Genomic DNA, 26,931 nt, shown 5'->3' on the forward strand with positions numbered 1-26,931 from the left:
TAATTTTTCACTTTAATTTGTCGAAGAGATGAATTCACTGTATAATAGGTATTAGTGGATTATAGTATTTATTATATAAAGGAGATATGATTTTTATGAATTACTTAGAAGTTAAAGTGCCTGTAACTTCAGCAAATTTAGGGCCAGGCTATGATACATTAGGGATGGCTCTCCAGATTTATTACAGGTTTAAATTTGAAAAGATCGATGGTGAAATATTAGAAATTAATTTAAAAATTTCAGGAGATAAGAACTATGATCTCCAGGATGATTTGATTAAAAGAACTTTAAACTATCTGGAAAACAAAATTGATAGAGGCTTTAAGGGCCTTAAGATCACAGAAGAATTACCCTTTTTAGCCGGTAAAGGGCTTGGAAGTAGCGCAGCAGCAATTATCGGGACCCTTGTTGGCTTAAATAGTTTATATGAATTAGGTTTATCCCAGGGTGATATTTTAAGTATGGCCTATGAGATTGAGGGTCATCCAGATAATATCACTCCGGCCCTTTTTGGTGGCTTGAATATAACTGCTGTAGGCGATAGGATTTATCGGGAAAAACTCCATCCCCACCCGGATCTCTCATTAATTCTAGCAGTTCCTGATTATATGGCCAATACTGAGGAACAGAGAAGGTTGCTGCCTTCCAGGATTAAAATGAAAGATATTACATATAATCAGAGTAGAACAGCTCTATTGCCATTTGCACTGGCAAGTGGCAACTGGGAGATGTTACAGGAGTTATTAAATGACAGAATCCATCAGCCATACAGACTGGCTGAAACACCGGCCTGGAATCAGCTTGTGGATCAGGCCAAAGCTGAGGGGGCAATTGGTGTTGTCTTAAGTGGAGCAGGGCCATCAATTCTAGCATTTGCCCGGGATAGAGAGGAAGAGATAGCAGAAACAATCAGGAAAGTCTGGCTGGAATATGGTGTAAAGGCTAAAACAGTAATTACTGGAGCCGATATTTTAGGAGCTCAGGTTACAAACTTTAATTCAAAAAGGGAGGATAACGATGAGTGTTAATAAAAATTTATTGAATAATAACTGGCCAGGAGTAATTGAGGCCTATAGAGAATTTATGCCATTAAAAGCAGGGGCAGCTCCAATTACATTACAGGAGGGGAATACCCCGTTATTGCCTGTACCAGAACTGGCTAAGAAGTTTAATCTTGATATAGAGCTATATTTAAAGTATGACGGGGCCAATCCAACTGGCTCTTTTAAGGATAGAGGGATGACACTGGCTGTAAGTCAGGCAGCTGCTGAAGGCAGTAAGGCTATAATATGTGCCTCAACTGGTAATACATCGGCAGCAGCTGCAGCCTATGGGGCCAGGGCTGGGATTGAGACAATTGTTGTTGTTCCTGAAGGTAATATAGCATTAGGAAAGCTGGCCCAGGCTGCAATCCATGGGGCTAAAATAATCCAGATTAAAGATAATTTTGATAAAGCACTGGAGCTGGTCAAAGAATTAACTGATAATTATCCTGTAACTTTAGTGAATTCCCTGAATCCATACAGGATTGAGGGACAGAAGTCAGCAGCCTTTGAGATTGTTGATGCTTTAAGTGCTGCCCCGGATATTCTGGCGATACCAGTTGGGAATGCCGGGAATATAACAGCTTACTGGCAGGGTTTTAATGAATATTTTGAGGCTGGCAGGATAAGAGAGAAGCCTGAGATGTGGGGCTTTGAGGCTGAAGGAGCAGCGGCAATTACATATGATAGAGTAATTGAAAAGCCTGAAACACTAGCAACTGCGATCAGAATAGGTAATCCAGCCAGCTGGGAGAAAGCAAAAAATGCTGCCAGAGAATCTGGTGGTCTAATAAGCTCAGTAACTGATGCTGAAATATTAGAGGCTTATAAAGCTATCGCAGCAACTTCCGGGATCTTTTGTGAACCGGCCTCAGCAGCCTCTGTTGCCGGGTTGATTAAACAGGCCAGAAAAGGTGAATTGGCTAATGGGAGTAAAGTTGTAGCAGTTCTATCAGGTCATGGTCTGAAAGATCCTGAACTTGCTTTAGAGGAGATCAGTCCTCCAAAAGCAGTTGAGGCTGATCTAAATATTTTATTAAAAGAAGCAGGTATTTCAAAATAAATTTAGAAGTAATATAGTACAAATATTTAAAAATAAGGGGGAGGGTTTAATTGAAAAATTATAAATTATTTAGTTTTGTTTTAGTCTTAGTTGTCATCATTACTCTTTCAATGGCAGTCTCTGTTAATGCTTCTGATAGAGTCTCAGCGATTGATTTAACGACTTACTTTGGCCGTATTCTTGATTCAGCGCCAACTCAGTTAATTAATGAGGCTCAGATCTGGTATGGCGAAAGGGAACTGGCTGATACAGAGTATGCAGATCTTCCAGTTTTATCGGCAGCAGCACCATTTAAAGCAGGTAGACTTGGCAGAAATGATTTTGCCTATGTTGAGGCCGGTGATTTGAGCTGGGATGATTTAAATGAGATCTATATCTATCATGATAATGAAGTCAGGGGAGTCAAATTAAATGGAGTTCAGATTATTGACTGGTTAGAGCATGTTGGCAACCATTTTGAGCTGATTGATCCTGAGCTTGAAGAAGAACAGCATATTGTCAATTATGATCAGAATGCCTATAATCATGATATTATTGAGGGTATTGAGTATCAGTATGATTTGACTAAACCAGTCGGTGAGAGGGTAGTATATGCCACTTATATGGGCGATGAGTTGAGTGAAGACCATGAATTTATTGTGATTACCAATAATCACCGGGCAGATGGCGGTTTTCCCCATATGGATGGAGAATCAACTGTATATAGTTCTGATGACAGAAATCTTGACATTCTGATTGAATATGTTGAGGCCCATAGTCCAGTTGAACCAACTCCGTCTAATAACTGGAGTTTAAAACCTTTTGAAACTGCAAGCCCTTTAGTCTATCAATCCCATCCTGATGCAGTTGATTTTATTGAAAAGTATGAGATTCAAGGCCTGGAGTTAATTGAGACAACTCTTCGTGGCTGGGGAGTATTTGAAGTAGATTTATTTGAGTTAAGTAATTAATTTATATTTTAATAGTAGCTTTATTTAATCATTACAGGAGGCCAAGTTAATGGAGAAAAGGTGGAGTTTAGAAAAGTTATTTCCGGCAATTGATAGTGATGAATTCAAAAATACCAGGAAAGAGTTTTCAGCTAAGCTGGAAAGTCTGTCTGGCTGGGAACCTGCTGAAGATAAGAGTAACCAGGAAATTGCAGAAGAATTCATTGAAAATATGCAGGAATTCTACAGGCTAATGACATTATTAATGGCATATTTACAATTGAAGGTAAGTGTTGATGCCCGGAACCAGCAGGCATTAAAGTTGATCGATGAGCTAGAAAAAGAAGCTGTAAAGATTACAGCTCCTAGAGTTAAATTTATGCTCTGGCTAAAGGAGATAATCTCTGATGAAAAGACTGTCTCTGGTTTTGTGGCAGGCTCTGATTTATTGGAGGAACATCAATTTGTTCTTGAAGAATTACTGGAGGAGAGTCAGTATTTATTGTCTGAAAATGAAGAGGTTTTAGTTGCTGAGATGAAAAGAACTGGCTCTTCAGCCTGGACAAAATTACAGCAGAAATTAACTTCTACTTTGATGGTTGATATTGAACTGGATGGTGAAGAACAGGAGCTACCTCTTTCTGTTGTCAGGAATTTATATTTCAAAGCTGATCCTGAAGTTAGAAAGACAGCCTATGAAGCTGAGCTGGCAGCCTATGATAAGATAGATGAATCTGTGGCAGCAGCTCTAAATGGCATTAAAGGTGAAGTCCTGACAGTTACTGAAAAGAGAGGTTTTGATGAACCTCTAGATGAAACTCTTGTTAATTCAAGAATGGATAAAGAGACTTTAGATGCGATGCTTGAAGCCATGAAAAATAATCTTTCGGCTTTCCATGATTTCTATAATGCTAAAGCAAAAGTATTAGGCCATGACAGAGGCCTGCCCTTTTATGATATCTTTGCGCCTTTAGGTGAGGTTGAGATGGAATTTAGTTATGAAGAGGCTAAAGACTTTATTATTGATAATATAAGGGAGTTCAGTGATGAAATGGCCGACCTTTATGAGGAAGCCTTTAATAATAATTGGATTGATGCTGAACCTAGAGATGGCAAAAGAGGCGGTGCTTTCTGCTATAATATTAATCCGATTGAAGAGAGCAGGATTTTGAGTAACTTTACCGGTTCATTCAGTGATATGACAACTCTGGCCCATGAACTTGGCCATGCCTATCATGGTTACTGCTTGAGTGGCGAGAGTATCTTAAATACTGATTACCCAATGCCATTAGCTGAAACGGCTTCTATCTTTAGTGAGACTATCGTGACCAATGCAGCTTTAAAAGAGGCTGATCAGGATGAGCAGTTTGTTATTTTAGAAAACAGTATTTCTGGCGCAGGTCAGGTGATTGTTGATATCTATAGCAGGTTCTTATTTGAGAGCAGGCTATTTGAGGCCAGAAAGAATGCTTCTTTAAGTGTTGATGATTTAAAAGAACTGATGGTAGAAGCTCAAAAAGATGCCTATGGTGACTCATTAGACCATGATTATCTCCACCCCTCAATGTGGATTAATAAATCCCATTATTATTCTGCAGGCAATAATTATTATAATTTCCCTTATGCATTTGGCTTACTATTTGGTCTCGGTGTATATGCGCTGTATCTAAAAGATGAGGATGATTTTTTAGATAAATATAATGAGCTATTGCGGGCAACAGGTCAGAAGAAGGCTCTTGATGTAGCTGAAATGGTTGGCATTGATCTTCATGACCCTGAATTCTGGGAAGGTTCCCTGGAAGTTATAAAACAGGATATTGATAGATTTTTAGAATTAGCTGAAGATCAATACTAGGATTAAAATTAGGATTAAAATTCAGGACAAAAAATATAAATTAACAATTTAAAGTAATAAAGAGCCGCTATCTGAGAGGATAGCGGCTTGCCTGTTATATTGAATTTTTTATGTTAGTTTCTGTATAATGGCCAATTCTGTGAAGCAGATCTATTAACCATATTCTGGTGCTCAGAATCTACTCTATTATTGCCATGGGTTCTGCTACCTTCGAAATGGAGACAGAAGTGACCGTTAAAATTATTATTATTAATGCTCTGGCCTCCATGTGGAACTCCATTAATTGAGCCGGCAATTAATCTACCATTGATATTAACAACAACAGCTCTCCGGTCCCAGCTCCAGCTGCCACCATATATTCGACGCATTACATTTGTATCCTGGGCAGTTAATGGTTCTACATCTGCATGGTTAGTTCCATATAGACGTTTAATTCTAAAGCTCAGGCCAGTTTGGACATCGGTTACTGTTGCTGTGCTATTTCTCGGGAATAGTCGATTGACCTGACTCCAGCTCAATGCTTCTACAGATTGTTGATTGATATTACTGTCGCCATTACCTGGTATTGTAATACTCTGGCCGGCTCTAATGGTATCTCCGTTGATATTATTAGCTGCTCTGATATCATTAACTGAAGCGTCAAATCTATTGGCAATCGTCCAGAGACTATCACCAGACCTGACCTGATAGGTTGAACTCTTTTCCTCACCTTCTTCATCAGTCAGGAGTTCTTCCCAGGTTGCCGGACCAACAACACCATCAACATCCAGGCCTGACATCTCCTGAAATTGGCGGACCGCCATTTCGGTTTGATGACCGAAATCTCCATCTGCACTTAATGGGTAAAGTCCAATTGCAATTAAATTTTCCTGTAATTCTGCAACTGCCTCTCCTGAATCACCGCTTCTGATTATTTCCATTTCATCAACATTTACTTCTGCTGTTTGCTCGGTTGTTTCTTTTTGATCTTCAGCTTCGGCTACTGCTTCTTCAGTATCATCTTCTATATCTTCTTCAATATCATCTGTATCATATGTAGCGTCTCCTAATTGATCGAACTCTTCTTCTAATGCCTGCCAGGTAGATCTGCCTACAATTCCATCGCTATCAATTCCGTGATCAGTCTGGAATTCTTTTACGGCTGATTGGGTCTGATTTCTAAATAAACCTGTTGGTTCAGTAGCCAGGTAACCTAGCTGACTCAGCTTATATTGAAGATAAATAACGTCTACATTATGGGTATAAATTTTTAGCTCTTCTCTCTGGGATATATCGATACTATTTAAAGCTCTATCGATTGCGTTTAATGTTTCTGGACCTGCAATTCCATCTGGCCTTAAATCTGCTGCTGCCTGGAATCTCTCGACTGCTCTCCTTGTTTCTTCACCGTAGAGTCCTGTCTGAGAAACAGAGAAGAAACTGAGCTCTTCAAGTTTGTTTTGTAATTCTTCAACACTTTCATCTTCCTGGCCTGGACTAAAGACTTCACCTGCTAATAGATTGTTATTCTGTGCAATGACTAATGTTGCTAAAAATAAAATCAAAAAAACTGTAGTTTTAAAAATTAAGGACTTGCGTACGCTCGTTAGTTGAAATTTAAAACACAATTTTTTTAACACCTGCCTTTTCTTTTTAGTTTATGTTGCTTAAAGCATTTAGTAGATCTTCATTTTTTTCATAGATATCTTCATGGAAGCTTAAATCGCCGTTCTCATCAGGAACTACTGTAAAATAGGTGAGATAGATAGGTAAAGTACTATTAAGGTTTAACCAGGTTTCATCTCTGTCAGAAATTTTTTCTTCTAATCTTTCTTCAGGCCATTCAGGCATATCTTCCAGCAAATATTTTGCTAACTCCATAGGTTTTTCAAGTCTGATACAACCTGAGCTTCTTGCTCTATCATCTAAAGCAAAGAGATGGGTATCGGGAGTATCATGGAAATAGATACTCTGATTATTTGGAAAGCGAAAGACTAAAGACCCTAGAGCATTGCCTGGGCCAGAATCCTGCCAGAAAAAATATGGGAACTCATCTTTATCTGCTTCAACATCTTCCCAGTCAACAGTTTCAGGATCGACCTGAACATAATCGCCATTTTCCAGGGTATAGACCCTATAATTTCCACGTTCCAGATGTTCTACATCTTCTTTTACCTTTGGCAAGTGATCTTCAACTGCTATAGAAGTTGGCATAAACCAGCGAGGGCTGATTGTCATTCTATTTAAATTGCCTTCCATTACAGGAGTAGGCCGATTTTGAGTTCCAACAACAGTCTTCATGTTAATAACAGATTCGCTTCCCTCAAATACTTCTAAACGGAATGATGGAATATTAGAGATCAGATGGTTGTCAGGTAACTGTCCATATTCCATTCTCCAGCGCTCAATATTTAAAATGATTTCGTCTATTTGATCATCGCTAAAATTATTTCTGTTTTCTAATCCTTCTAATAAAGCAAGATAATAGGGATGGTCTGGTTCATAGTCTGATAAAACTTCTTTAACTGGACGACCTGATTTAATTGATTCAATAATCCAGGGGAAGCCATTAAGAATCTCTTCATTAACAATTTCTCTTTCTAAAGTTTCAGAATCTAATCTTCCAGTTGCTAAATCACTTGTATATTTAAGTAAAGCTCTGGTTAGTAGTTCATCCAGTTCCTTTAGATTTTCAGTTTCTATATTGTCTACATCCTGGTAGCGGATATTCATCCAGATACCGTTTATATCTCCGAGTAAATAATCCTGGCTATTTAAACCCTTTGCCTCTGCCTGGTTGATTAGTTCATATATTTCTAGGCCGTGCCGGTTAAATTCACCATCTTCAAGCCAGAGATAATCTGTTTCTATATCATTTTCAGTCTCTAATAATTCATGAAGTTCATCAATATATTCAGAGGCATCTACTGAAGGAGTAAATAATATGCCTGTAATTAAAAAGATTAATAAAAACTTGGTTATCATAAATACTTCACCTCTTATTATAATTGGCCATAAGTTGAGAAAATCCTTCTTATTGCAACAAATTTTATTACTTTTTTATTATCATATCATATTATTAATAACAATGCATATCAATAGTATATAAAATTGTGGTATTATTGTGGAATATTTATAAAATTTATTGTATATTTTACTCTGTTAGACTTTGTGAAATTTGTTAAGAGATACTACTTGGTAACCGTCGGGTAAGGAGGGGGTCAATTTTAGTCTGTGGTATAATTATGCAAAAAAGAAAGTTTGGCTTAACTTGATTTCTATTTCTGCAAATAGTATTAATTTATGATATTATAATTAAAAGAGATAATAATTTTTTATTTTACAGGAGGATTATAAATCATGACAGATTCTCAAGAGAGTAGAAGACGAAGAATCAGAGAATGGGGAATTATTCCTGGAGTCTTGCCAACTGGCGATAAAAACTCTATTACTGATATTAATGGAGTTAAAGTTGGTCATGTTACAATTATGAAAGGTGATGGCAAATTGGTCCCTGGGAAAGGTCCTATCAGGACTGGTGTTACAGCTATTTTGCCTCATTCAGATAATATATTCTCTAATCCTGTTGAAGCAGGAGTTCATGTTATTAATGGTTATGGGAAACCTACTGGCCTGGAGCAGATAAAAGAGTTAGGCCGTTTATCTTCACCAATTTTATTAACATCAACTCTGAATGTGCCCAGGGTTGCTGATGCCTTAATCGATTATGTTTTAAAGGATAATCCTGAAATAGGGATTAATGGGCCCAGCTTTAACCCTGTTGTTCTTGAATGTAATGATGGTTATTTAAATGATTTGCAGGGTAGGCATGTTAAAGCACAACATGTTCATCGGGCTCTGATTTCAGCCAGTAGCGATAGAGCAAGTGAAGGCGATGTTGGGGCTGGAACCGGTATGACTGCCTTTGGTTTTAAAGGTGGGATTGGCTCTGCATCTAGAAAAATAAAATTTGATAGCACTGAATTTAATCTCGGTGCTTTAGTTTTAAGTAATTTTGGCCGCCGGGAAGAGTTAAAGATAAATGGATATCCTTTATATCAATTGGACCAGGACCTTTTGAATTTACATGAAACTGGCGGTGGAGATGGTTCGGTAATTGTGATTTTAGCTACTGATCTGCCTCTAAATAATCGGCAGTTAACCAGGCTTGCCTCAAGGTCTAATATTGGCCTGGGCCGGGTTGGTTCTTTAGCTGATAATGGCAGTGGCGATTTTGCCCTGGCATTTTCAACTACTAAAAAATATAAGCGAAATGATAAAGGTAAGATTATTTTAAATCATGAAGATTCACAGAAACAGGAGTTGCCAGTTAATTTAACTGAGAGTGATTTAATGAAGGAATTATTTCAGGCAGTCGTTGAAAGCACTGAAGAGGCGGTTTTAAATTCATTATTTATGGCCGCAACTGTTAGGGGCAGAGATGGGCATAAAGCTAAGGGGCTCCCAGGTGATAAGGTGGCAGCAGCTTTAGAAAGAAATAGGTTATGTCGTCCTAATAAATAAGGAGTTGGTTTTAATGGAAGAAGTATTAAATATAATTAAAGATGGCACTTTGACTCAGCAGCAGAAGATTATTGCATTAGCCAGGCAGGCTGAAAATCAACTTGAACTTCCTGGTTTAACTGAGAAGGAAAAAAACTATTTAAATTCAGATTTAATCTGCGATCTGGCAGAAGGGCAGGCACCCTATCGGCCAAGATATAATCTTGTGGATTTTGATAAATTTATGGAACAGGGGAGTGAGTTTTTAGAGCTTTTCAGCCCGGAATCCCTGGAAGAGGCTACTAATAATCTGATTATCTTATATCAGAATATTCCTTCTGTGACTGGTATGCCAGTTTATATTGGAGAACTTGATAAATTACTGGAGCCTTATATTGATTTAAGTTCTGATCCACTAAAAACAATCAGGCTTTTTTTGACAGCAATCGATAGAACATTGCCAGATAGTTTTGTCCATGCTGATATTGGCCCTGAAAAGACACGGGCAGGGGGACTCATTTTAAAGGCTGAAAAAGAACTTGCCAATTCAGTACCTAACCTGACACTCAAATATGATTCAGAGTTAACAGACAGGGATTTTGCTCTTCAGGCTATTGAAACTGGCCTTGAAGTCTCAAAACCCTACTTTGCCAATCATAGAGATTATCAGGGGATTTTTGGTGATGATTATGCAATTGTAAGTTGTTATAATGCCCTGCCAGTTGGTGGTGGCAGCCATACATTAGTTAGAATGAACTTAAAAGCTGTTGTCGAGAAGGCTTTAGAAAAAGAAGAGTTTTTAGCAGATACTCTAAGAGATGTCAGCAAGACAATGTTATCAATTATGGATAAAAGAATAGCATTTCTCTGTGAAGAGAGTCCATTTTTTCAGAGTAATTTTCTGGTAAGAGAAGGCTTGCTGGATAAAGAAAAATATACTGCCATGTTTGGCATTTATGGTATGGCTCAGGCTGTTAATCTATTTTTAGATGGAGATAGTGAGTCTGGTTCCTATGGCAGGACAGATGAGTCCCAGGAGGTAGCTAAAAATATTTTAGAGGTTATTCAGAATGAAATTAATGAGCATGAAAATGAGCATACTTCATTTAATAATGGCCATTACCTGCTCCATGCCCAATCCGGAATAGGGGAAGATGTTGACACTTCACCAGGCTGTCGGATTCCTTATGGTGAAGAGCCATCGATTCCTGAACATCTAAATTTTATTTCGCCACTCCATCAATATTTCCCTGCAGGGGTCAGTGATATCTTTACATTTGATAAGACCTATAAAAGAAATCCTGAAGCTATTTTAAATATTATCGAAGGTGCTTTTGAAAAAGGGTTAAGGTTATTCTCTTTTTATAATTCAGAGAATGATTTAGTAAGGATTACTGGCTATCTGGTTAAGAGATCTGAAATAGAGAGGCTAAATCAGGGAGAGGCAGTCCATAAGGATACTGTAGTTCTGGGCCGTGACACCTTAGAAAACTCTCCTGAGGAAAATAGGAAAGTTAGATAGTTGATGCCAGTGAAGAAAAAAGCAGTGGTTAATAGATGGATAGATTTTAGCCCGATTGATGGTCCAGGTAATAGAACAGTAATATTTTTTCAGGGCTGTAATTTAAATTGTAGTTACTGCCATAACCCGGAAACTATTGAGATTTATGAGGATGATAAGGTTCCAGAATCGCTATATTTGTTAACTGTAGATGAGCTAATAGAAAAGATAGAGCATAATTTTTCCTATATATCAGGAATTACAGTTTCTGGCGGTGAACCATTGCTCCAGGTGGATTTTTTAAAAGAATTATTTTCTAGAACTAAGGAGTTCGGTTTAACTAATTTTATTGATACCAGTGGGACAGTTCCTTTTTCCAGGCAGAAAGAATTATTAGCATTGACCGACGGTGTTATGATTGATTTTAAGGCTGGAAATAATAGTGATTTTCTTAAAGTAACCGGATCTGACAAACTTGAAATCATTAAAGAAAATATTATTCTTTTAGATGACCTAGGCTTATTACATGAGATAAGAACAGTAATTGCAAAAGGGTTAATTGATTATAAGAAAAATACTGCCGAGATAGCAGGCTTTATAGCTGAAATAGATCCAGAAATTAAGTTTAAAATGATTGGATATCGAGATCATGGCGTTGAAAATGGTGAAGATATCAGGGAGCCGACTGAAGAAGAGATGAATAAACTGGTAAAGCTGGCAAACTCAAAAGGCTGTAATAATATTCAGATAATAGGTTAGTATAAATTAGCCCCAGGCCTGAATAGGTCCTGGGGCTTAAAATATTAAGGAATAATTATTTAATTCTCCTCCAAGAAGAATTTAGCTTACTTTTTTTGCTGTTATTTATCCAGGTAGTTAAGGTTTATAAGGCCAATTTATTTTAGAATGCTTAATTATGCTCAAGTGTCTTTGGATCAAGAGCATCGCGTAAGCCGTCACCAAATAAATTTAATGATAAAACAGTTACAACAATAGCGATTCCTGAAAATGTAACTGGATAATGGGATAGCCTGATAAACTGTCTGGTACTGGCAATCATACTTCCCCATTCAGGTGTTGGAGGCTGAGCTCCTAAACCAAGGAAACTAAGACCGGCAGCTGATAAAATAGAACCAGCCATTGCTAGAGTTGCCTGAACTACTATTGGATTAATTGAGTTTGGAATAACATGTTTAAAAATTATTTGAAAATCATTTCCGCCAATTCCTCTGGCTGCTGATATATAATCCTTTTCGATTACTGACATAACAGCACTCCTCATTAATCTTGCAAAGACAGGTATATAAGATATTCCTACTGCAATCATAACGTTGTTAATTGTTGCTCCAAGGGCAGCAACAATCGCAAGTGCAAGTAGAAATCCTGGTAGTGCAAGCATTATATCAATAAATCTCATAATTACACTATCTATCCAGCCACCATAAAAACCAGAAAGAATTCCCATTATACATCCAAAAAATATAGCAATTCCAACAGAAATAAAGCCAATTCTTAATGAAATTCTTCCTCCATATAAAATTCTGGTTAAAATATCTCTACCAAAGTTGTCTGTTCCTAAGGGATGTTCTCTACTCGGGGGCTGCAGTCTATTTCTCATATTCTGTTCAATAGGATCATAGGGGCTAATAAATGGTGCAAAAATTGCTGATAATGCTATCAGAAATAATAAAATTCCCCCAACTATAGCTTTTTTATTGAACAAGATTCGCTTTAAAGTTCTGCTATTAGCAAATTTTTTTCTTTTTAATTTTTGATTTTTTTCTTTAGCCATAATAACTCTCCTTTATAATGCTATTCATATTTGGCTCGTATTTTAGGGTCGAGAAATCCATAGAAGATATCTGTTCCAAGATTTACTAATGCATAAATAATTGCAAATACCATAATAGTTCCCTGGACAACTGGAAAGTCTTTTGTCCTGATAGCATCAACAAGAAGACGACCAATACCTGGCCAGGCGAAAATAGTTTCAGTCAAAACTGCTCCACCCATTAACCGTCCAAAAGCTAGTCCGATAATTGTTACAACAGGAATTAATGAGTTTCTTAAGGCATGTTTATAGATAACTGATCTTTCATTTACCCCTTTTGCTCTTGCAGTTCTTACATAATCTTCTTTTAAAACATCGAGCATAGTAGATCGTGTTATTCTAATTATACTTGCAGTTGTTACAGTAGATAGCGCTATTGTTGGCAAAATGAAATAACTGATATTAGGGCCCATTCCAGATGAGGGGAACCAGCCTAAAAATACTGAAAAAATTAAAATTAACATGATTGCCTGCCAGAAGACTGGCATACCTACTGCCGTAAAAGCAATTGCAGTAAAGAGGTTATCAAAAAATGAATTAGGTTTAGCTGCTGAAAGTACACCAACCGGAATTCCGATTATCACAGCCAGTGTTACTGATGCTACTGCTAAAATAGCTGTGTTTGGCAGCCTATCGAGTATTTCCCAGATGACTGGTCTACGAGACCTTATTGATCTTCCAAAATCTAATTGAACTGCATCTGCTGCCCAGGTTGCGTACTGAACAGGTAGAGGCCTATTTAATCCCATTTGTTCACGCATTATCTCGAGTTGTTCAGGAGGGGCCTGTTCTCCCATCATAATTAAAGCAGGATCTCCAGGGGTTAGATGGATTAATAAAAAGACGAATATTGATACTCCAATTAGTACTGGTATTAATGCTAGTAATCTTTTAACTATATATTTCCACATAAAACTAGCCACCTCTTTGGCATAAAAATTTTATAATTTAATAAAATATTAAAATAATATTAACGATAGGCGGAATTAACCGCCTACCGTTAATATATAAAGCTATTATCTTAGAGATTATTTATTAATCTTTGACTACATCCTTAAGTCTATGATGTCCTGCAGGATGAGGCTCAAAATTAGAGATGTTATCTCTTAAAGCATTAACAGCACTTGTATGGATTAAGAATACCCATGGTGCTTCTTCTGCTATAATTTCCTGAGCTTCCATATAGGCTTCATATCTTTCATCCGGGTCAGCACTGGCACGGCCAAGATCTAATAGTTCATTAACTCTTGGTGATGACCAGAAAGTTCTGTTACCGGCTGAACCAAAGTTGTCTTCATGGAATAGAGCATAAAGACCATAGTCAGCGTCACCAGTTACAGAAACCCAACCTAGAATGAACATGTCGTGGAGACCATCGCCAGTATCCTGGAGATAGGTACCCCATTCTAGAACCTGAATTTCAACATCTACGCCAATTTGACGGAGATCAGATTGAACCATTTCTGCAATCTGCATTCTTAATGGATTATCATTGGTCCAGATAGTTGTTGAGAATCCATCTTCATAGCCTGCTTCTTCAAGTAATGTCGCTGCTAAATCTGGATCATAAGCATATGGCTCTAGATCAGTATTAGCACCCCATACGTTTGCAGATAGAGGGCCACTGGCAGTAACAGCCTGGCCGGTATAAACAAATTCAGTAATAGCTTCTTTATCGATAGCATGGTTGATAGCTCTTCTTACCCTTACATCGTCGAAAGGCTCTTTATCGGCATTAAAGCCAATATAACTTGTTGATAGAGTATCATACTTTTGTAGATATAATCCATCGACGCCTTCTAATCTTTCTTCATCGACAGGATCAATATCGTATGCTATATCTACTCCACCTGTCTCAACTTCTATAGCTCTTACAGTATTTTCAGGAATAGCACGCATTCTAACTGTTTCTGCCTGGGCATTTTCTCCCCAGTAATCTTCAAATCTTCTTAAATCAATATGAGAACCAGTTGACCAGTCAACAAATTCAAATGGACCAGTACCGATAGCATACTGGGTACCATAATCATCGCCAGCTTCTTCTACTGCTTGCTGATTTAACATACCAGTGACAGGGTGAGCAAGGTGGCTGAGCATTGGAGCAAATGGATACTCAGTATGAATTCTGATGGTATAATCGTCAATAACTTCTACATAATCTAGAAATCCAACAATAAATGCGCCATCAGCAGCAGTTTCAGGATCTGCTAATCTTTCTAAGGTAAACTGAGCATCATAAGCATTAAATTCTTCTCCATTATGGAACATAACGCCTTCACGGAGTTTAAATTCCCAGACTAACTCATCGACATGTTCCCATTCAGTTGCTAGTCCTGGTAATAATTCGAGGTCAGTATCCTGATAAACTAAAGTTTCATAAATCTGTGAACGGACTCTAGATGATGGCTGATCATTTTCACCATGAGGGTCTAAAGTTACTGCATCAGCACCCTGTCCGACTGTTAAATTAAATGCCTGTGCCTGAGCACCCAATAAAGCAACTGATAATACTAGAATAAAAGTAATAAAAAGGCTCTTTTTAAACATTAAAATACACTCCTCCATAAGTTTTTTCTACTTCTCAAAATTAATGTTTTCAGACAACCTTACTGAAACTATCCCCCTTTTTGTTAAATTTTTACTTCACAAAAGAAACAAAAAAACATTAAAAAAAGTTAAAATATTATACTATAATATTAGCACAATTGTTTTGCATTGTAAAGAAGAAAAGACATTTAAAATAAATATAACCTTATAGCTCAAGAATTTACAGATGGGTATCCATTAGAATTTTCAAAAAATTAATGACATCTGCAGGGCTATCAAGATAAAAATTGGCCTTAGTATCAAGCTTTTTATCTTCATTTTTAACATAAATATTAATACAGGGTTCTGATAAGATTTCAAATACATCTTCATCAGTTCTATCATCACCGATATATATTGCCATGATATCTGAATCACGATACTTCTTTACTGCATTGCCTTTATTCCAGTCAGCAGGTCTTAATTCAATTACTTTTCGTCCAGAAATGAACTCCCAATTATCATTGAAATTTTGATTTATCAATATCTTATTCAAGGTATGGTAGATAATCTCCTGCAAGTTTGAATTATTTTTTATATGAATTGCATACGAGTTATTTTTCTGCTCTAATTTAACCGGGTAATTTTCATTGATTTCAATGATCTTTTTTAGTAATTTGTCTGGAATGGTTTTCACCTCTGGCCCAATTTTAATTGGTTCATCCTGTTCTGCCGGCAGGAACTCACGGCCATGGAGGCCTATAACAGGAACTATTGGTTTTATAAACTTATTTCTTATATCTAAAGCATTACGCCCGGTGACGATTGCCACCGGAATATTGGTTTTTAAATAATCTCTAATTACTTGATTGGTTTCATCAATTGGATAAGCCTTATCAGGGTTTTCATTAAAGGGAGCCAGTGTGCCGTCATAATCTAAAAATAATTGAAACTTGTTGTTTTTAAGTTTTTCTGGCCACTTTTCAGGTGATAAAGGGTCTAAATATTTGACTTTATTTTTCATAGATATCATTCCAGATTTTAAGGAATTTATCCCTCCACCAGTTTATATCCTGGTTTTTAGCAATTTTGCTCATCTGTTGATATCTGGCTTCTTTAACTTTTTCTTTAGAACTAATAGCCTTAGCAATTGCCTCTGCAGTTGCATCAACATCATATGGATTGGTTAAGACGGCTCCTTCTAATTGGTTGGCAGCTCCAGCAAATTCAGAAAGGATTAGTTGGCCATTTTCTTTTACAGCAATATATTCCTTTGAGACCAGGTTGAGACCATCGATTAATGGTGTTATCAAAGCAGCATCAGCTGCCAGGAAATAAGGGAGTAATTCATCCTGGGGAACAGCGCCTTTATAATAGACAATAGGTTGCCAGTCTGCTGTCTGATATCTTCCATTTATGTCGCCAATAGTTCTGTCAATTTCATTTTCCATTTCTTCATATTCAGATATATGGACTCTGCTTGGAGCTATTCTCTGGATCAAAGTGATTTCCTCTTTATATTCAGGGTGTTTTTCCAGTAAGCGATCAATAGCCTGTAATCTTTGTATTATTCCTTTTGTATAATCTAATCTATCGACTGCCACTAATAGTCGACTGGCAGAATAATATTTTTTTAGGTCTCTGGCTTTGCCAATAATCTCTTTAGATTGAGCTTTTTTATTAAGTCCAGTAAAATCAATCCCTAAAGGTAATGCTACTATTCTGGTCTTATGATTATCCTGTTTGATAAATCCTATAAGATCAGACCCTTCTTCATATTTAATTTCCGAGCCATTTTTTCTGGCTGTTTCCATAAAATTAATAGCCTGTTCTTCAGTATGAAAACCAATTAAGTCGTTAGATAGCAATCCCTCCAATATTTCTCTGCGCCAGGGTATTGTATTAAAAATTTCAGCTGGAGGCCAGGGGATATGCCAGAAATGAGCAATCTTAGTATCAGGCCTTTCATCTCTTATAAATTTAGGCACCAGAGATAATTGATAATCCTGTACCCAGATCATCTCATTACCATTAATTTCAGCTAGAGCAGCTCGGGCATACTTTTTGTTTACTTCTTTATATATTTTCCAATTCATTGGAGAAAAGTTTGCTTTAGTGATAAAATTATGACAGATAGGCCAGAGAGTTTGGTTTGAAAATCCATAATAGAAACCGTTTTCTTCAGTTTTGTCCAGGTTAATTCTCTTTAATTTATATCCGTTTTCATCAGGCACTTTAATTGAGTTGTCGTTGTCAGTGACTTCAAAATCTGCTTCACCTCTTGCCCAGGCAACCCAGATGCTTTTATCAAGATCCTGCATAAGTGGGTCTAAGCCAGTAGTTAAACCCCCAGGCTGTTTTTCTTGAATAATTTTATTGTTTTCGTACTTGTGAGCATATGGTTCAGCATTTGATATCATTATAAGTGACTTTTTAATCATTTAAAGCACCTCCTCAACTTCAATTATAGCAACCTGATAATATAAATCAAATTCATCTATAAAGGGGGAAAATTCATGGAAAAGAAAAAGTTAAGAAGAGCAACAGAAATTATTAAAAATGCAGAATATCCAGTTGTTTTAACAGGAGCTGGTATTTCAGCAGAAAGTGGAGTTCCTACTTTCAGGGGGAAATCAGGTCTCTGGAAAAAATATGATCCTGAAGCAGCAGTATCTATTTCTGGATTTAAAAAAGATCCTGAGCCATTCTGGGACTTTGCCCAGGAACTTTTGCTTAAAAATGATATTAAACCAAACCCTGGCCATAAAGCTCTGGCAGAACTTGAGAGCTCAGGAATTATAAAAACGATTATAACTCAAAATATTGATTTTTTACATCAGAGAGCAGGCAGTCAAAATGTACTTGAACTCCATGGCACCTTAAATAAAGCAACCTGTCTGAAATGCCGAAAAAAATATGATTGGGAAGATCTAGTCCCAGTAATTAAAGCAGGCAATATACCAGAATGTGATAATTGTAAGAGCCAAAAGATTAAGCCTGATATAGTCTTTTTTGGTGAGAGACTACCGGAGAATGCTTTAAATCAGGCCTGGCAGGCGGCTAAAAATTCTGATTTAATGATTGTAATTGGAACTTCTCTGGCGGTTTACCCGGTAGCATCTCTGCCATCATTAACAAAAGATAATGGCGGTAAGTTAATTTATATTAATGCTGCTTCAGGCCAGCAGGATTATTTATTTGATTTAATTATTAAGGGCAAAGCTGGAGAGGTTTTGCCTGAAATATTAAGAATGATAGATTAAAATATCTGGAAGATTATATATAAACTTGACAAATAGAATTAGATATTTTAGTATAGTTATATGCAAACGATTTGCAAATAGCTAAAGAGGTGATTATTTTATGAAAAAAATTCTAATGGCAATTTTTATTCTGGCAATGATAATTTTCCCGGCATTTAGTAATGTTCAAGCAGAAGAGCCTAATGTTCATGTCAGTATTTATCCGATTTATGAAATAGCTGACAGAATCGGAGGAGAAAGGCTTAATATTCATCAGGTAACACCAGATGGAACAGAGATTCATGGTTATGAACCTTCTCCAAGAGTCTTAGGGCAATTAGAGAACACTGATTTATTTATTTTTATTGGTGAAAAATTACAGGGATGGACTGATAATGTAGCAGAAAACTTAAAAGCAGATGGTATTCAGGTTATCGATTTAACAGAGCATGTAAATTTAATTGAGTATAGAGGTGATCATGACCATAGTCATGACCACGGAGATGATGACCACCATGGCCATGACCATGGAGACGATGATGATCACGGGCATGACCACGGAGACGATGATGATCACGGGCATGATCATGGAGACGACGATCACCACGGCCATGATCACGCTCATGGAGAATATGATAATCACATCTGGTTAGATTTTAATAATATGATAATGATAGCAGAATTAATTGCAGAAGAGTTTTCAGCATTAGATCCTGAAGGAGAAGATGAATTTCATGCTAATGCTGATGAAGTTATTAATGAACTAAGAGAATTAGACCAGGCATATAACGAAGGTCTTCAAGACTTAACCCATAATACTATTATAGTTTCCCATGCAGCCTTTGGATATTTAGCTGAGAATTATGGTTTAAATCAAGTCGCTGTAACTGGATTGGATCCACACTCAGAGCCATCTTCTCAGACTATTCGTGAATTAATTGATCTTGCTCATGAAACAGGACTTGAGCATATTTTCTTAGAAGTTCTTGCAAGTCCTAGAGCTGTTGATGTAATAGCTGAAGAAGCTGGTTTAGAAGTTTTAACTTTAAATCCTGCAGCAGGTCTCAGGGAAGAAGATATAGAAAATGATGAAAATTACTTTACAATCATGTATAATAATCTTGAGAACTTAAAAGAAGCATTGAAATAATTTCAAATAAATCCTGGCTTACTATATAAAACTGTAAGCCAGGTAGTTTTTTATTGGAGGAGATCATATGAATGTTCTTAAAATTGAACATGTCGATTTTTCTTATGATGATGAAAAGGTTGTAAATGATGTTTCACTATCTTTTCGAAAAGGAGATTTCGCAGCTTTTGTTGGCCCAAATGGATCCGGGAAAAGTACTTTGATAAAGATGATTACTGGAAATTTAAAACCTGATGCCGGTGAAATTAAAGTTTTTGATCAATCAGTTGACAAAGTTAAAGACTGGACAAAAATCGGCTATATATCCCAGGAGGTAAGAGATTTTAATCAGAGCTTTCCAGCAACTGTTAGAGAGATTATTGCCAGTAACCTTTATGGGAAAATGGGATTAATTAAAGTTATGACATCCAGTTTAGAATCAGAGATACTTAAGGCTTTAAAACTGGTAGATATGGAGAACTTTATAAACAGAAAGATTGGAAATCTGTCTGGTGGTCAACAGCAGAGGGTCTTTATTGCTAGAATGATGGTTAATGATCCAGAATTGATTTTACTCGATGAACCATTAGTCGGTGTAGATATTAAAGCTCAGGATGATTTTTATCAAATCATCGGAGATATTAATCATAACCTCGGTAAAACAGTTATTATGGTCTCCCATGATGTTAACCTAATTAGCATGCAGGCTAATAAAATTGTATGTTTCGAAGAGGGGAAAGCTTATCCTCATAAGTCAGACGACTTCAGTTATGATCATTATATTGAAGGTTTAAGAGATACATCTATTAGAATTTTACCAGAGCATGGTCATTAAGGAGGTGTTTTAGCTGGAATTTTTAAATTATGCATTTATGAGGCGTGCCCTTTTAGCAGGTAATCTGGTAGGGATAGTTGCTCCTTTAGTTGGGGTATTTTTGAATTTAAGGAGGCTATCATTAATCGGACATGCTTTATCCCATGTTGCCCTGGCGGGAGTTGCCATTGGGCTTTTTGCAGGTTTTTTTCCGATTTACTCAGCAATCATTGTTTCAATTATTGCTGCCTTAGCTATTGAAAAATTGCGTAGAGATTATTCAGATTATGCAGAATTATCACTGGCGATAATATTAGCTGCTGGACTTGGAATAGCAACGATTTTAATAAACTTATCTCAGCGCAGTGCAGGTATCCAGAGTTATTTATTTGGCAGTATATCTTTAGTTGGAACTAGAGATATTTATATAATTTTTTCATTAGCTATACTGATAATTGCAATTATAATTAAATTTTATTATGGATTTTTCTTTTTAGCTTTTAATGAAGATGAAGCAAGGTTAGCGGGTGTTCCAGCAAGGTCATTAAATATAATCTTTATGATAGTAACATCACTTACAGTAGCTCTATCAATTCAGATAGTAGGTACTTTATTAATAGCCTCTCTAATAACAATTCCTGTTGCGACAGGTATGTTACTGGGGAAAAGCTTTAAAATGACAATCTGGTATAGTATTTTATTTAGCTTAATTTCAGTTAATACAGGAATAATATTATCATTTTATTTTGATTTAGCTTCAGGTGGAACGATTATATTATTTAGTGTTATTCTTTTATTGTTTGTCATTATCTTTAAAAAGATATTTAATATAAATATTTAAGTTGGTAACTTTTTAAACAGTTTGATATAATTAAAGCAATCAGGTTAATATAAGTTTAAAGGGGGGCTTATTTTGCTTAGTGGACAGGTTTTAGTTGCTACAGATTTTTCTGATGAAGCTAATATGTTAAAGGAAAGATTAATTGAATTCAAAGAGGCAGGGTTAGAAAAGATTCTTCTTGCCCATGTTTTAGAGACTAAGTTAACAAAAAAAATAGGTGGTATTGAGGAAATAAAGGAAAAAATAGACGATTTAGCTAAAGAGTACAAAGATGAAGGCTTAGATGTTGAAACCCAAATTTTAAAGGGAGAACCGGCAGTCAAACTTAAGGAACTGGCAGATGAGAAAAACTGTTCTTTGATGCTAATAGCTTCTCATGGTCAAAGTTTTATAAAGAATATTCCGATTGGTCATACTGCCTATGATATTGCTCGCCAGGTTAAGACTCCTTTAATAATAGATAAATTTACAAATTACGCAGATAAAGAATATTTGCAGAAAAATAAAGAACTTAAAAGTCTTGAGTTGATTTCACCAAAAATTTTCAGGAGACTTTTATTGCCACTTGATTTATCTTCTGCAAGTGCTAAAGTTGTTGAAATGATAAAATCTTTAAAAGGTAACGCAGAATTTACAAAAATAGAGTTACTCCATGTTATTGAGAGTTCAGTTGATAAAGATGATTTGGTTGAACAAAAATCTTATGCAGAATCTGAATTAAATAAATTAGCAGACTATTTAAAAAAACATGATCTCACTGAAGATATAGAGATTAAAATAGAAGAAGGTACTGCTTCAGATAAAATTAATGAGATTGCAAAAAAAGAGAAGATTAATTTAATAATGATGACTAAAACTGGTGAGAACTTTGCAGACAATAAATTTTTGGGGAGCACTACAGATACAGTGATAAAAGAAAGTTCAATACCTGTATTAACTGTTCCTCCATCAATATATTAAGATACTTGACAGCTTTTATTTCGTGTTATATCATGATAAAGTAAGTTATAAGAATAGATGTTTTTGAAAATGAATATTGCTCGTTAAGTGAGGCTACTATTTTGAATACAGGTTGCTGCCCAAAAACGTCTAGAGACGCCAATGGGTATAACAGGCTACTTCGGCGTAAGGAGAGCTTAAAGTAACTGATAGCATGAGCTATCTACGTCTTATAGTGCTAAACCCTGGACGAGGAGCTTGAACTATACCTATTAGAACGTATCAGATAAAATTTTAAAAAGTGGGTATGTATTACGGCTTCCAGACCAGGGAAGTCGTTTGTTTATTTAGGGGAGGGATTGAGATGGCAATATATGATAAAGTAATCGAACTACTTGAAAATGAGAATGTTACAGAGTTAAAAACGTTACTTAATAACGAAGACATGGTTGATTTAATGCAGATAATGCGTGAACTGGACAGAGCTAACAGGGTTGTATGTTATCGTCTATTAAATAAAGATTTAGCAATGGAAGTCTTTGAAAGACTTGATATTGAAGTTCAGGAAGATTTAATCTCTGATTTTGCTGAAACAGAGGCAAATTCTGTCTTTAAAGAATTGGCCCCTGATGATAGAGTTCGTTTGCTTGATGAATTACCAGCTAGAGTTGCCAAAAAGTTATTAAATAATCTGAGTAAAGAAGAAAGAAATCAGACTTCAGAATTAATGGGTTATGAGGATGAGACAGCAGGGCATATCATGACTCCTCATTATATACGTTTTAAAAGAGGGACGACGATTGATGAAGCTATGAAAAAATTAAGAGCTGTTGGAGAAGATAGAGAAACAGTTTATAATCTTTATGTTACAACAGATACCCGCTTGTTAGAGGGAAGTGTGTCTTTAAGAGATTTGATCATGGCAGATGGTGATCAAAAAATTGAGGAGATCATGAAGCCTGACCCGATAAAGGTTGCTACAGGGACTGATCAGGAGGAAGTAGCTCGTTTACTCCAGGAACAGGATCTTCTTGCAGTCCCAGTTGTTGATAAAGAAAATAGACTTGTCGGTATCATTACTGTTGACGATGCCTTTGATGTTATAGAAGAAGAAACAACTGAAGATATTTTTGATAAAGTTGGTATTAGTGCTTTGAATCAGAGACAGGAAGGTAGGAGCCGCGTTTTAATAGAAGGGTCTTTACCAGAGATCTGGAAAGCTCGCTTGCCATTTCTAGTTATAACTTTAATAGGTGGTTTCATGGCTGGATTTGTCATTGAAGGTTTTGAGGCCAGCCTTGAAGCAGTCGCAGCAATAGCTGTTTTCATTCCAGTAGTGATGGATATGGGAGGTAATGTTGGTACTCAGTCTTCTACAATATTTTCTAGAGCTCTTGTCCTCGGGCAGATAAATGTTCGTTATTTTATGCGCCATCTTTTTAAAGAAATATTAGTTGGTATTACAATGGGGGGCATACTTGGAATTATATCTGGTCTAGTTGCTCATTTATGGCAGGGGATGGCAGGCTTTGGTATTGCAGTTGCGCTTTCAATTGCTTTTACTGTTACACTGGCTAGTAGTCTTGGTTTTATAATACCTTATATACTTTTCAAGCTAGATTTTGATCAGGCTGCTGGGGCAGATCCAATTATAACAACCATTAAAGATATCACAGGTTTATTCATCTATTTTTATTTAGTAAACTTTTTCTTAGGTCATTTAATGGGATAAGTGAGGCAGGTGACTAATTGATGTTAAAAGAAATGGAAAGTTGGGCCAGGAAAGCTGGTCGACTTCAGATGGATAACTTTCAAAAAAACATAGAAATAGATAGCAAGGACAGAAAGATCGATCTGGTTACAGAAGTTGATAAGAAATCAGAAAAAATACTGGTAGATAAGATTTCAACTGCTTATCCTGATCACTCTATCATGGCTGAAGAGGGGAGCAACAAAAGTAATGATTCAAGGTATTGCTGGATCATAGACCCTCTTGACGGTACAGTTAATTACGTTCATGGGTTTCCCATATTTGCTATTTCTCTTGCTTTATATAAAGATGATCAGCCAGAATATGGACTGGTATATCTTCCATATTTTGATGATTTTTATGTCGCTCAAAGAGGTCAGGGCAGTTATTATAATGGAAAAAGAATTCATGTAGATGAAGATTACACTGTAAAAGATGGTATTATTGCAACTGGGTTTCCTTACTCCCATCAGGAGAGTAATGAGTCTCTTGAACTATTTAATAAGATTTTACCAGAGGCTGGAGGCATCAGGAGAACAGGAGCAGCAGCCTATGATCTTTGCCAGGTAGCCAGTGGAGTTTTTTCAGGATTTTGGGAGATCGAATTAAACCTCTGGGATATTGCAGCAGGTATATTATTGATAGAAGAAGCTGGTGGAGTGATTACTGATTTTAAAGGTAAAACTTTAAGAATGGATAGTGAGCAAGTAGTTGCAGGAAACAAGCAAGTTAATTATAGATTGAGGGAAATTTTAAATAAATAGAGCAGGGGGTAGCCTAATGTTCGATACAAAAATCTTGCTGGCAACAGATTTCTCTAAAAGTGCACATAAATTGATAGATTGTCTGGATGAATTTAAAAGCCTGGGGTTAAATACTGTTATCTTGTTTCATGTAGTTGAGGCAAAAAGGCGTGGAGTTAGTGCTGATGTTATTGATGAGAGAAGAGTAAAAATGAACAAACTAGAAGAAGAGGTTAGAGATAAAGGCTTTAAAGTTGAATCTGAAATAGTAATTGGAAAGCCATCAAAAGAGATAACAAAATATGCTGAAGAAAATAGTTGTGCAATGATTTTAATTGCTTCTCATGGCCAGGGAATCATCAAGCAAATAATATTAGGAAGTACGACTTTTAAAGTTCTTCATAATAGCAGGGTTCCAGTTTTTATTGAGAAATATGAAAAGGGCAAGGAAGACGAGATTGATCCTATTTGTAAAATTAAGTTTAGCCGAGTTGTTGTTCCTATTGACTGTACAACTTGTTCAGACTTAATTGTCAGGATCTTAAAGTCTCTTGACAATATTTTTCATGACATTATCTTAGTCCATTCAATAGAGAAAAGTTTTGATGAGGAAGAATTTATGATTAAAAAGAGCAAGGCACTGGAAGACCTTTCTTCTTATAAAAAAGAGTTAGAAGATCATGATAAGATAAAAAAGGTTACTATAAAAATTGGGTCTGGCTCAGCATCTGACTTGATTTTAGAAGCTGCAGAAGAAGAAAATGCAACAATGATAATGATGCCGACATTGGGAGTAAATCATCTAGAAGAATTGAAAATCGGGAGTACTGCCGATAGAATTGTCAGGAAAGCAGAATTACCTCTTTTCATGATCCCATGTGATCCTGTCCTGAATCAGGACTTAACAACTCTTTTTAGTGAAAAAAAGGATGATTAATTGTGAAAACACTTATTGTTTTTTACTCCAACACAGGAAACACTTCTAAACTTGCTAAAATTATAGGTGATAAGCTTGATGGTGAAACTTTAGAAATTAAAGACCAGCGGAACAGGAATGGTTTAATTGGATTTTTAAGAGCTGGTTTTGATGCTGTTACATCAAATGTAACTATTATAGAAAACTTTAATCTAGAGTTATCAGAATATGATCTGGTCATAATTGGAACTCCAATTTGGGCAGGCAGGTTAACACCTGCTATTAGAACTTTTTTAATAGGAAATAGTGAAGTTTTGCCTGAAGTTGCTTTTTTTACAACCCATGCAGGTGGAGGTAGCTCCAAAGCTTTATTGCAACTTGAAGAGCTAGCTGGAAAAGAACCATTAGCCTGTCTTTCAATTGAGAAAAGCAAGCTTAAAGAAGATTCATCTGATAGTGAACAAGAGATTGATAAATATGTTAAGACTTTACAGAATAAGTTTGAATAATTATTTTATAATTGATATGATATAGATTGAGTTCAAAGAAAATATCAAAGGGGGTTAAACCATGGAATATGAAGAAAGAATTCAAGAAGCTCTGGAAGCGACTGAAATTTTAAAATCCCCCCGCCAATTGCTGTCGAATGAAGAAGACACAGAATTAAAGTATTATGTTTTAACTGAACCTGCTTATCTAGATATCTATCCAGATGAGGGGCCTGAAACAAGAATTAGAGAAGGCTGGATCAACTGGAATAAACCTAAATTAATAACTCCAGGTTATCTATTAAAAGCTGATGGTTTTAGCGAAGAAGCTAAAAAAGCAATTAAAATGATGGCCGGTCAGGATCCTGATATGGCAAGTATAGCTTATCAGATGCATTATACTCAAAAAATTGATAATGTGAGAACTATTAGTGCTGATATTGATGAGACTGCCAGACGTTTAGAAGAAGAGATTGATGAGGCATCAGAATTTCTAACTGCAATTATTGTAGGCCTTGATGATCTCTGGGATGTTTCATTGATGAAATTTGCTCAGGAATATATGACAAGAAGTGCTCAGGAGTCACAGGTTCCAGAGATGGAATCAAAGGGTTATTTAACTAGAGGCCGGGATGGTAGAGCAAGAGTAACCAGGAATTTAGATGGCCTTCCAATAGCTGCTAAAGATGAGATAGAAAATTTATTTCAAAAAGTAGAAAGTGGAGACAAAGATCCATCAGTCTTAAAACAGGAATTGGACCGCTGGGGAGTTTATCATTTATATGAGGATCGCTTCCTGAATTTATTCAGATAAAAAATTAACCTACCTCAATTATGAG

24 protein-coding genes and 1 riboswitch are annotated in these 26,931 nt (G+C 36.2%); of the genes, 17 read left to right on the top strand and 7 right to left on the bottom strand.

Annotated features, from left to right (window positions below; genetic code table 11):
- Window positions 1-95 precede the first annotated feature (95 nt).
- Genes thrB through I0Q91_RS08300 form a run of 4 tightly spaced genes read left to right on the top strand, consistent with a single transcriptional unit; the run spans window position 96 to window position 4,890 of the window.
- Window positions 96-1,028 carry a homoserine kinase gene (gene thrB / locus I0Q91_RS08285; RefSeq protein ID WP_270453994.1) on the top strand — a complete coding sequence of 311 codons (933 nt, stop codon included), beginning with the start codon at window positions 96-98 and terminating at the stop codon, window positions 1,026-1,028.
- On the top strand, window positions 1,018-2,106 hold the full coding sequence (thrC, locus tag I0Q91_RS08290; RefSeq protein ID WP_270453995.1) for a threonine synthase: 1,089 nt from the start codon (window positions 1,018-1,020) through the stop codon (window positions 2,104-2,106). The genes thrB and thrC overlap by 11 nt, the downstream gene beginning before the upstream one ends.
- A 50-nt stretch (window positions 2,107-2,156) precedes the next feature.
- Window positions 2,157-3,056, top strand: coding sequence for a 5'-nucleotidase C-terminal domain-containing protein (locus I0Q91_RS08295; protein WP_270453996.1), 900 nt, complete (start codon window positions 2,157-2,159; stop codon window positions 3,054-3,056).
- 49 nt (window positions 3,057-3,105) lie between these two features.
- Window positions 3,106-4,890 (top strand): M3 family oligoendopeptidase, encoded by a 1,785-nt coding sequence (locus I0Q91_RS08300; RefSeq protein ID WP_270453997.1) that lies wholly within the window; start codon window positions 3,106-3,108, stop codon window positions 4,888-4,890.
- A gap of 113 nt (window positions 4,891-5,003) precedes the next feature.
- Here the strand turns inward: I0Q91_RS08300 and I0Q91_RS08305 are convergent, their stop codons facing one another.
- Window positions 5,004-6,434, bottom strand: coding sequence for a peptidoglycan-binding protein (locus I0Q91_RS08305; RefSeq protein WP_270453998.1), 1,431 nt, complete (start codon window positions 6,432-6,434; stop codon window positions 5,004-5,006).
- Window positions 6,435-6,522: 88 nt separating this feature from the next.
- Window positions 6,523-7,854, bottom strand: coding sequence for a L,D-transpeptidase family protein (locus I0Q91_RS08310; protein ID WP_270454000.1), 1,332 nt, complete (start codon window positions 7,852-7,854; stop codon window positions 6,523-6,525).
- Between the two features lie 375 nt (window positions 7,855-8,229).
- On the opposite strand from I0Q91_RS08310, the gene I0Q91_RS08315 reads away from it, so the two are divergent.
- From I0Q91_RS08315 to I0Q91_RS08325, 3 genes are read left to right on the top strand one after another with little or no spacing between them, the layout of a single operon-like run.
- Window positions 8,230-9,393 (top strand): DmpA family aminopeptidase, encoded by a 1,164-nt coding sequence (locus I0Q91_RS08315; protein WP_270454002.1) that lies wholly within the window; start codon window positions 8,230-8,232, stop codon window positions 9,391-9,393.
- Window positions 9,394-9,406: 13 nt separating this feature from the next.
- Window positions 9,407-10,894 (top strand): YjjI family glycine radical enzyme, encoded by a 1,488-nt coding sequence (locus I0Q91_RS08320; protein ID WP_270454003.1) that lies wholly within the window; start codon window positions 9,407-9,409, stop codon window positions 10,892-10,894.
- A 3-nt stretch (window positions 10,895-10,897) separates the two neighbouring features.
- Window positions 10,898-11,632, top strand: a complete 735-nt coding sequence (locus tag I0Q91_RS08325; RefSeq protein ID WP_270454004.1) for a radical SAM protein — start codon at window positions 10,898-10,900, stop codon at window positions 11,630-11,632.
- A 151-nt stretch (window positions 11,633-11,783) separates the two neighbouring features.
- On the opposite strand, the gene I0Q91_RS08330 is transcribed toward I0Q91_RS08325, so the two are convergent.
- The 5 genes from I0Q91_RS08330 to I0Q91_RS08350 form a co-directional block, all read right to left on the bottom strand.
- The gene (locus I0Q91_RS08330; RefSeq protein ID WP_270454005.1) at window positions 11,784-12,665 is read right to left on the bottom strand and encodes an ABC transporter permease; all 882 of its coding nucleotides are present in this window, start codon (window positions 12,663-12,665) and stop codon (window positions 11,784-11,786) included.
- Window positions 12,666-12,685: 20 nt separating this feature from the next.
- Window positions 12,686-13,615 carry an ABC transporter permease gene (locus I0Q91_RS08335; RefSeq protein WP_270454006.1) on the bottom strand — a complete coding sequence of 310 codons (930 nt, stop codon included), beginning with the start codon at window positions 13,613-13,615 and terminating at the stop codon, window positions 12,686-12,688.
- Between the two features lie 124 nt (window positions 13,616-13,739).
- A complete protein-coding gene (locus I0Q91_RS08340) occupies window positions 13,740-15,251 on the bottom strand; it encodes a glutathione ABC transporter substrate-binding protein (RefSeq protein WP_270454007.1) in 1,512 nt (503 codons plus the stop codon).
- 220 nt (window positions 15,252-15,471) lie between these two features.
- A complete protein-coding gene (gene otsB, locus I0Q91_RS08345; RefSeq protein ID WP_270454008.1) occupies window positions 15,472-16,254 on the bottom strand; it encodes a trehalose-phosphatase in 783 nt (260 codons plus the stop codon).
- Complete coding sequence (locus I0Q91_RS08350) at window positions 16,244-17,671, bottom strand: alpha,alpha-trehalose-phosphate synthase (UDP-forming) (protein ID WP_270454009.1); 1,428 nt, start codon at window positions 17,669-17,671, stop codon at window positions 16,244-16,246. The genes otsB and I0Q91_RS08350 overlap by 11 nt, the downstream gene beginning before the upstream one ends.
- Window positions 17,672-17,746: 75 nt before the next feature.
- Here I0Q91_RS08350 and I0Q91_RS08355 point away from each other — a divergent pair, with 75 nt between their 5' ends.
- From I0Q91_RS08355 to I0Q91_RS08400, 10 genes are all read left to right on the top strand, one after another.
- Complete coding sequence (locus tag I0Q91_RS08355; RefSeq protein ID WP_270454010.1) at window positions 17,747-18,493, top strand: NAD-dependent protein deacylase; 747 nt, start codon at window positions 17,747-17,749, stop codon at window positions 18,491-18,493.
- Window positions 18,494-18,593: 100 nt separating this feature from the next.
- A complete protein-coding gene (locus I0Q91_RS08360) occupies window positions 18,594-19,622 on the top strand; it encodes a metal ABC transporter substrate-binding protein (protein ID WP_270454011.1) in 1,029 nt (342 codons plus the stop codon).
- 67 nt (window positions 19,623-19,689) lie between these two features.
- The gene (locus I0Q91_RS08365) at window positions 19,690-20,436 is read left to right on the top strand and encodes a metal ABC transporter ATP-binding protein (protein WP_270454012.1); all 747 of its coding nucleotides are present in this window, start codon (window positions 19,690-19,692) and stop codon (window positions 20,434-20,436) included.
- Between the two features lie 37 nt (window positions 20,437-20,473).
- Complete coding sequence (locus tag I0Q91_RS08370; protein WP_270454013.1) at window positions 20,474-21,256, top strand: metal ABC transporter permease; 783 nt, start codon at window positions 20,474-20,476, stop codon at window positions 21,254-21,256.
- 72 nt (window positions 21,257-21,328) lie between these two features.
- On the top strand, window positions 21,329-22,216 hold the full coding sequence (locus I0Q91_RS08375; RefSeq protein ID WP_270454014.1) for a universal stress protein: 888 nt from the start codon (window positions 21,329-21,331) through the stop codon (window positions 22,214-22,216).
- A gap of 72 nt (window positions 22,217-22,288) precedes the next feature.
- Window positions 22,289-22,459: riboswitch (M-box (ykoK) riboswitch) on the top strand.
- 100 nt (window positions 22,460-22,559) lie between these two features.
- Entirely contained in the window at window positions 22,560-23,927 is a 1,368-nt protein-coding gene (gene mgtE / locus I0Q91_RS08380) for a magnesium transporter (RefSeq protein ID WP_270454015.1), read from the top strand.
- Between the two features lie 20 nt (window positions 23,928-23,947).
- Window positions 23,948-24,709 (top strand): inositol monophosphatase family protein, encoded by a 762-nt coding sequence (locus I0Q91_RS08385; protein ID WP_270454016.1) that lies wholly within the window; start codon window positions 23,948-23,950, stop codon window positions 24,707-24,709.
- A gap of 16 nt (window positions 24,710-24,725) precedes the next feature.
- Window positions 24,726-25,625 (top strand): universal stress protein, encoded by a 900-nt coding sequence (locus I0Q91_RS08390; RefSeq protein WP_270454017.1) that lies wholly within the window; start codon window positions 24,726-24,728, stop codon window positions 25,623-25,625.
- A gap of 2 nt (window positions 25,626-25,627) precedes the next feature.
- Window positions 25,628-26,113: a flavodoxin family protein gene (locus I0Q91_RS08395; protein WP_270454018.1), complete on the top strand. Its 486-nt coding sequence runs from the start codon at window positions 25,628-25,630 to the stop codon at window positions 26,111-26,113.
- A gap of 61 nt (window positions 26,114-26,174) precedes the next feature.
- Window positions 26,175-26,906, top strand: coding sequence for a hypothetical protein (locus I0Q91_RS08400; RefSeq protein ID WP_270454019.1), 732 nt, complete (start codon window positions 26,175-26,177; stop codon window positions 26,904-26,906).
- Window positions 26,907-26,931: the final 25 nt, after the last annotated feature.

Origin of the sequence: Halonatronomonas betaini, from assembly GCF_015666175.1 — a bacterium.
Taxonomy (GTDB): Bacteria; Bacillota; Halanaerobiia; order Halanaerobiales; family Halarsenatibacteraceae; genus Halonatronomonas; species Halonatronomonas betaini.

Excerpts from the sequence above, each read along its gene's own strand:
- otsB (WP_270454008.1), bottom strand. The coding sequence starts at position 16,254 with ATGAAAAATAAAGTCAAATATTTAGACCCTTTATCACCTGAAAAGTGG.
- I0Q91_RS08385 (WP_270454016.1), top strand. The coding sequence starts at position 23,948 with ATGTTAAAAGAAATGGAAAGTTGGGCCAGGAAAGCTGGTCGACTTCAG.
- thrC (WP_270453995.1), top strand. The coding sequence starts at position 1,018 with ATGAGTGTTAATAAAAATTTATTGAATAATAACTGGCCAGGAGTAATT.
- I0Q91_RS08390 (WP_270454017.1), top strand. The coding sequence starts at position 24,726 with ATGTTCGATACAAAAATCTTGCTGGCAACAGATTTCTCTAAAAGTGCA.
- I0Q91_RS08365 (WP_270454012.1), top strand. The coding sequence starts at position 19,690 with ATGAATGTTCTTAAAATTGAACATGTCGATTTTTCTTATGATGATGAA.
- I0Q91_RS08320 (WP_270454003.1), top strand. The coding sequence starts at position 9,407 with ATGGAAGAAGTATTAAATATAATTAAAGATGGCACTTTGACTCAGCAG.
- I0Q91_RS08315 (WP_270454002.1), top strand. The coding sequence starts at position 8,230 with ATGACAGATTCTCAAGAGAGTAGAAGACGAAGAATCAGAGAATGGGGA.
- I0Q91_RS08360 (WP_270454011.1), top strand. The coding sequence starts at position 18,594 with ATGAAAAAAATTCTAATGGCAATTTTTATTCTGGCAATGATAATTTTC.
- I0Q91_RS08355 (WP_270454010.1), top strand. The coding sequence starts at position 17,747 with ATGGAAAAGAAAAAGTTAAGAAGAGCAACAGAAATTATTAAAAATGCA.
- thrB (WP_270453994.1), top strand. The coding sequence starts at position 96 with ATGAATTACTTAGAAGTTAAAGTGCCTGTAACTTCAGCAAATTTAGGG.
- I0Q91_RS08350 (WP_270454009.1), bottom strand. The coding sequence starts at position 17,671 with ATGATTAAAAAGTCACTTATAATGATATCAAATGCTGAACCATATGCT.
- I0Q91_RS08400 (WP_270454019.1), top strand. The coding sequence starts at position 26,175 with ATGGAATATGAAGAAAGAATTCAAGAAGCTCTGGAAGCGACTGAAATT.
- mgtE (WP_270454015.1), top strand. The coding sequence starts at position 22,560 with ATGGCAATATATGATAAAGTAATCGAACTACTTGAAAATGAGAATGTT.
- I0Q91_RS08300 (WP_270453997.1), top strand. The coding sequence starts at position 3,106 with ATGGAGAAAAGGTGGAGTTTAGAAAAGTTATTTCCGGCAATTGATAGT.
- I0Q91_RS08310 (WP_270454000.1), bottom strand. The coding sequence starts at position 7,854 with ATGATAACCAAGTTTTTATTAATCTTTTTAATTACAGGCATATTATTT.
- I0Q91_RS08335 (WP_270454006.1), bottom strand. The coding sequence starts at position 13,615 with ATGTGGAAATATATAGTTAAAAGATTACTAGCATTAATACCAGTACTA.
- I0Q91_RS08370 (WP_270454013.1), top strand. The coding sequence starts at position 20,474 with ATGAGGCGTGCCCTTTTAGCAGGTAATCTGGTAGGGATAGTTGCTCCT.
- I0Q91_RS08340 (WP_270454007.1), bottom strand. The coding sequence starts at position 15,251 with ATGTTTAAAAAGAGCCTTTTTATTACTTTTATTCTAGTATTATCAGTT.
- I0Q91_RS08325 (WP_270454004.1), top strand. The coding sequence starts at position 10,898 with ATGCCAGTGAAGAAAAAAGCAGTGGTTAATAGATGGATAGATTTTAGC.
- I0Q91_RS08330 (WP_270454005.1), bottom strand. The coding sequence starts at position 12,665 with ATGGCTAAAGAAAAAAATCAAAAATTAAAAAGAAAAAAATTTGCTAAT.